Annotated in this window: 5 protein-coding genes; 2 read left to right on the top strand and 3 right to left on the bottom strand. The window is 42.6% G+C overall.

The annotated features are described in order from the left end of the window. Both AB4653_RS10895 and AB4653_RS10890 read right to left on the bottom strand, forming a co-directional pair. A partial coding sequence (locus tag AB4653_RS10895; protein ID WP_372104139.1) for a cytochrome c peroxidase occupies positions 1-276 on the bottom strand: 276 nt, incomplete at its 3' end. Further along, positions 263-1,336: a cytochrome-c peroxidase gene (locus AB4653_RS10890; RefSeq protein WP_102257978.1), complete on the bottom strand. Its 1,074-nt coding sequence runs from the start codon at positions 1,334-1,336 to the stop codon at positions 263-265. The genes AB4653_RS10895 and AB4653_RS10890, both read right to left, overlap by 14 nt. Positions 1,337-1,470: 134 nt before the next feature. On the opposite strand from AB4653_RS10890, the gene AB4653_RS10885 reads away from it, so the two are divergent. Both AB4653_RS10885 and AB4653_RS10880 read left to right on the top strand, forming a co-directional pair. Next, a complete protein-coding gene (locus tag AB4653_RS10885) occupies positions 1,471-3,495 on the top strand; it encodes a hypothetical protein (protein WP_240798319.1) in 2,025 nt (674 codons plus the stop codon). Between the two features lie 206 nt (positions 3,496-3,701). Beyond that, positions 3,702-4,892: a hypothetical protein gene (locus AB4653_RS10880; protein ID WP_102257977.1), complete on the top strand. Its 1,191-nt coding sequence runs from the start codon at positions 3,702-3,704 to the stop codon at positions 4,890-4,892. Positions 4,893-5,089: 197 nt separating this feature from the next. On the opposite strand, the gene AB4653_RS10875 is transcribed toward AB4653_RS10880, so the two are convergent. Then, the coding region (locus AB4653_RS10875; RefSeq protein ID WP_372104137.1) for a DapH/DapD/GlmU-related protein at positions 5,090-5,792 on the bottom strand (703 nt) is incomplete at its 5' end.

Genomic DNA, 5,792 nt, shown 5'->3' with positions numbered 1-5,792 from the left:
CGGATATCCCATGGATAGGTCATCAGGAAAACCCCAGCCCTGAGATTGAATATGGCAACCAGCACATGGGCTAGTCGTATCGCCACTTAGCCGACCGTCATAAAATAAGATCTTTCCCAACTCAATTTTTTCTGGTGTTTGTTTATTATCCGCAGGCACAGGCACCTCCCCTAGAGGCTCAAGCTGTACCTTTGCATTAACAACATTGGGAAGCCCCGTCATCCCAATAAGAATAAAGAGTGCTGCCTTTAATACAGAGCGTTTAGTTACGAGCATTTGACCAATCCTCCGTGTATTCGTAGCCGAAGTCATAGTCTAACCATTCGTATTCTTCGCCTATAAGGGCATCTCCAGATAACGATTCCAAAAAAGCCACCAGCGCCTTTTTTTCATAGTCCGTTAGGGAAAGCGTGGTGAGTCGAGAGTCTTTGTTTGAGTCTTCGCCACCACCTTGATTATAAAATTCAACCACATCTTCAAGCGTGGTAAGCATGCCATTGTGCATATACGGCGCAGTTTGAGTGAGCTCTCGCAGCGTTGGCGTTATGAACTTACCGCGATCGCTACCATCCGCTTTATGAGTTTGAACATGCGCACCAACATCGCGCTTTAACGTTAAGTAATCTTGCACACCCATAAACATGTTGTAGGCAAGAAAAGATTGATGTCGCATTGGGTCTAAAAATATCTCATGATTTTCTGGCACTCCGGTATTGTGTGCCTTTCCGTCCGAAAACAGAGCACCACGATGGCATTGGCTGCACCCCGCTTTGCCTGTGAACAGCTTTTCTCCCTGGCTGGCTAAGTCGCTAAGCTCACCCTTGTCAAAAGGGACGTTTTTCGAAGTCAATGTTTTTAGGTATTCAGGCAGAGCTTTGCGTACTCCGCCATTTGACGGTTCTCCAAGATTGGCCGCTTTAAACATCTCAACGTATATTGGATCTTGTTTGAGGCGTTCCTGCATCAAACGCATGTCCATATTCATCAGCCAGTCTTCAGTGATATTCTCCCGCACCACATCGTTTAGGTTGGTGCCAATACGACCATCGTGAAACCACACCTCTTTATAGGCTGTATTAATAAGTGTTGGAGCATTGCGAAATCCATCACTCCCCGTATAGGCAGGGCTCAACGGTTCAGGGTAAGAAAAACCATTAGATGGAATGTGGCAACTGGAGCACGATATCGAGTCGTCCCCGGACAAGCGCGTATCAAAAAACAGTCGTTTACCGAGTTCTGCCTTCGCCGTATTTATACTCATAGGGGGCAGAGCGGCGTATAGAGTTGCAGAGAAAAGGGCACACACTCCTACCAAGCTTTTTAGTGCGATGCTCATCGACATTCCTTCGGGGTTACTATCATCCACCCCTATTATTAACACATGAAACATTAAAGATATGATTAGGATCATACAATTAGAAATGATAAGAGTTATTATTCAAACTTGTTAATTCAGTGGTGCTTGAATATATGTCTCTAGATAAATTACTTCACAAAGTTAAACACATCTACTTGACTGGAAACCTATCCGAACAGGTATTGGCAGCACAAATATTAAGCCGTTTTCAAAACACTAAATATCTGATTATAGAAAGGTTAGAGTCCCAGAATCCTGACCTTGTTCTCACGAGTCTTGAATGCCTCGCTTTAGATAATGCAGCGCCTATTGAGCCCATCCTCAACTGCTATCAATACTGGGACGACAGCGAAATTAAATTGGCATCGTTAATGGCTATTGAGAACAACCAACACTCTCTACTCGCTGTTCCTGTATTATTAGAAGCAGTATGCGACGAAAATGACTACTGGGATGGGGGTTGGAATGACGGAGATGACATCAGCTTGATTGCTGCGCGGATTTTAGACAATCACAAACACCAACTAGATCACGAACAGTCTCTGCGTTTACTACACCGACTTCAGAATGACCCCGAGCCAGATCTAAAAGGCAAACTCATTGCTTTACTTTCGCGTCACTCCCCTACTCTGCTAAATGAAAACAACGTACTCAAAAGCACCGCTGATACTCGGATTTTTTTGAGAAACACTCAAGACAAAATAGTCTTGTACAAAGCCACACAACACCCTGATATTAGCTGCCAAAAAGTCGCATTTCAGCGTCTATCTGAAATGGATTGTCGTGAATATCTGCAGGTATTTTTAAACGGCCTGTCTCATTCAGACCCATCCATCAGAGAGAGCTCTGTACATCAATTAACGAAATGGAATTACCTAGTAGATATAAAGCACCTTAATTTTGAATTGCTGCTATCTGGTATGCTGCTCAACTCACTCATAGGGCTACTGAGTAACAAAGATAAACTGCATGTCATTGACCAACTTCAAAATAAACCGAATCTAGCCAATGCAACCGCAGCGGTTATTTTACTGATTTCAAATTTGGAAACTCAGCATAAACAGTTGCAACTAGCCCGTTTTATACCCCATTTCTATCAAGTGTTTTCAAAGTTGGAAGAGTCAGAACAACTCGACAGCCTAAACAGCCTATTAACTGAAACTTCCGAACAATTTAGCGTTGCCTTTATTCAGCAACAACTTCAGCAGGAAGCTTGTAGTAACTCTATCAAGCGACTGTTAATTGAACACCTTTCGAAAAACCCAAAAACTAGCCACCAAAGCTATTTAAAAGAACTCACTTTAGGGACATCAGGTATCATAGTTGCGGATTCTTCATTAAAACCTAGAACAACAACGAGCATCGCCCCTATAGATGAAATGAATAACACGGTAATCAATGGCACCAATGAACAGTCAGCACTTATTACATCAACACTTGATGCATTAAAACAAGCTCACTCACCTGCTATCTCTAACGCTGACTCTACCGTCGCATCTACTTCTACTTCAGTAAAGAAGCGTTCTAACAGATCTGCAAAGATAGAGGCTCTAGAAAATCAAGCGATCGCTCTAGAGTTTTGCTCAAACAAAACATGGCTGTGCGGCCTTTGCTCTGACGACAAAATAAGTCATCTAACCAAAGCGGCATTTCACGCCTTGATTCATGCCTTATGTAGACACAATATAAGCTTTTCCGATGTACAATCATCACGCTTTAATCAGCTCACGTTAGAACTCTTGCTAGATGAGCAATCCGAAAATATCGGCGACATCCTCGACTGGCTTGGCGATGATTGGATACAACAGAACCGTTTGTCACTGATGTCATCACCCTGCCTATCTTTAAGAGTCGGCTTAATAAAACACATCAATGACGAGCAACAATTATTAGAATTGATCAAACATTCGTATATCGGCATTCAGCACGCAGCGCTCAATCAACTTGCGCTTAACGGTGTTTGTCCCCAGAAGAAACTGATCGGGTTGCTTTTGGAAGAGCCGTTGCTTTATCCACAGTTGGCAAACTTTGAAGCACATACGGTTTATGAAATACTTGAAAGTGAATTAGATCACCGATCCTCAACGACTCTTCAAGCCACTCTCACGTATCTTGAAACGACAAGTCATCCCCCCTAACAAAGAACTCAAATTTGGTAGCAAAATCAAGCCCATTGATTTGAGGCTTTCATTTTTACTTCACTCGCAGCCGGTAAAGTTAGTAGCAACGAATTAAGCCTCGATTTGTAAGGTATTGTATGGGTTTGTCTAACAGCAACTTCTGTCACTAAACAACGCACTGCAGTTCCGTATATTGATACTTCGTATGAATAATAAGGTGTGTCATGAAAACTCTATCTTTAGCTACCTTAGCGACAGCTATCTTTCTCATTGGATGCGGTTCAAATCAAAATAAATCGCTATTCAATCAGGCAAACGCAGCACCGTCAGTTGTACATGGGGTCACGATTGAAGCCGTTCCCTCTCAATTCGTTGAATACTCTCAAGCAGGCTACAACCGATATGTAGCGGTCAATGCCCCGAATGGCAAATCTATCCATATTTTGATTATGGATCGCCTGAGCGATTATCAAATAGTCAAAGCCGTCAATGTTCTCAACCACTATCTAACCCCTGTTGATGGCACTAAGTATGGGAGCACTGACTCAAAACGCGAGATTGCAAACGCGATGGCCAACAATGGCGCAATACTAAAGCTAATGAATTATTACGATGAGCCACGATACAACGATGACTTGCCCGGGCAGCCCTTGTTCGAAGAAGAGATTCAGGTTGAAGGCGGTGAATGGTATGTCCAACAAGATTATGAAGAGCATCGTGACGCCTCTTATGAGGAAATACTGCATTTAGTCCATGACTATGGCATCGGGGTTTTTAACGCGCCTGAAGATGCAGTAACCGCATTACCAGAATTTCAAAAAGAATTTAATGCGATACAGAGACAAGCATTACACCATGCTTACACGCCACCCCGTGATATTTTAGAAGAGTGGCAAGAAGAAGTCAGCGTTGATCAAGAGTACTTTGCCGCTGTAATTGACTGCTACTACGGGCTTTGGGGAGCATACAACGGCAAAGGTATGTGGGGGTTATACCAAGTTAAAACCCGCGACGATTTCTCAAAAGAAGACCCCGATGCACAAGCGATAGTGAAGCAGATTTTCTCTCCAACATTGACTTACGATGCATACCTTGCCGATACATTCACCGGAACATTTAAAATGAGGTATGACCCAGCGACGTCCTATACTCATCACTCTAAATATCTTACTAAACTAACGCTATCAGGTAACAATGATGCGAATATTGAGATCAACGAGCATGACAACCGCGTAACCGGAAACGCGGGGGTAAATACAGTGATCGCCCATGGCCCTAAAAGTGAATACCAGATCCATGAACTGGGGAATGGTAAAATTCAACTTAATGATACCGTTGTTTCACGTGATGGCTTGAACGTGCTATCCAGTATCGAAAAAGTACAGTTCACTGATCAGCTTTTGTCTTTTAGGTAATATTGACCAGTTTACAATTTAGTCAAAACGAACCAACAGTGACATTACACAATATTGTAGAGTTTGATGTAAACGGAGTGCCTCCTAGCTCAATTGACCGCTACAAGTCATTCGGGAAAATTAAGTGACAGGAAGCACTATCAAAATAGGTGGTTTAGGGAAAACTTGTATGTGTATGTTGCCAGCTCAACTTTCGATTAACTTAATTCCTTTTTCTTTACAGTACACGGGTTACCCGCAGCCATACAATTAGCCGGTATATCCTTTGTGACAACACTACCTGCCCCTATAACTGCTCCATCGCCAATATTAACGCCAGGTAAAACAATACACCCATAACCTATCCAAACATCATTGCCTATTGTTATGGGCTCAGCTGTTAGACGATCAAGCTCATCTGGATGACCTCTATTAGTAAGAGCATGACCACTACAATCCATAACCACTGTATTTGGACCAAACATAACATTGTTTCCTATAGATACTTTTTCATAAGCACAAATAGTAGTTCCTTGAAGCACACAACCTTGCCCGATCACTATTTTTCCAAAAGGCCTGTCGTTAACTGAAACGCTGGTCAGCTTTGTGATGCCGGAAGGGAAAGCAGGAAGGTTAGACGACTCGATGTAACAACCAGAATCGATAGTAATAGCCTCATCCCCTTCTGGAAAATTTTCGAAGCCTTTAACTCCTACTTTAGTCAAGGTAACAGCCGGGCATCCAGAGAACGTAACCCAATCGTCTCCACCAAAAAATTGGTTGTATTGCTCCATCAATGCAGCACCAGATAATTCAGAATGATTATCTGGGCAGAGTATTCTTTCAGATTTATACATCTTGAGCTTCCTGCTTAAAATTATTGGGAATTTCCTGAACCAAACCTCCCTCCATAAGTAATAC

The sequence above is a fragment of the Vibrio sp. 10N.222.48.A3 genome (genome assembly GCF_041475345.1).
Lineage (GTDB): Bacteria > Pseudomonadota > Gammaproteobacteria > Enterobacterales > Vibrionaceae > Vibrio > Vibrio tasmaniensis_A.
This window is presented reverse-complemented; position numbering and strand designations above follow the sequence as displayed.

What these genes read in the sequence shown, in the direction of transcription:
- AB4653_RS10880 (WP_102257977.1), top strand. Translation starts at nt 3,702, where the DNA reads ATGAAAACTCTATCTTTAGCTACCTTAGCGACAGCTATCTTTCTCATT.
- AB4653_RS10885 (WP_240798319.1), top strand. Translation starts at nt 1,471, where the DNA reads ATGTCTCTAGATAAATTACTTCACAAAGTTAAACACATCTACTTGACT.
- AB4653_RS10890 (WP_102257978.1), bottom strand. Translation starts at nt 1,336, where the DNA reads ATGAGCATCGCACTAAAAAGCTTGGTAGGAGTGTGTGCCCTTTTCTCT.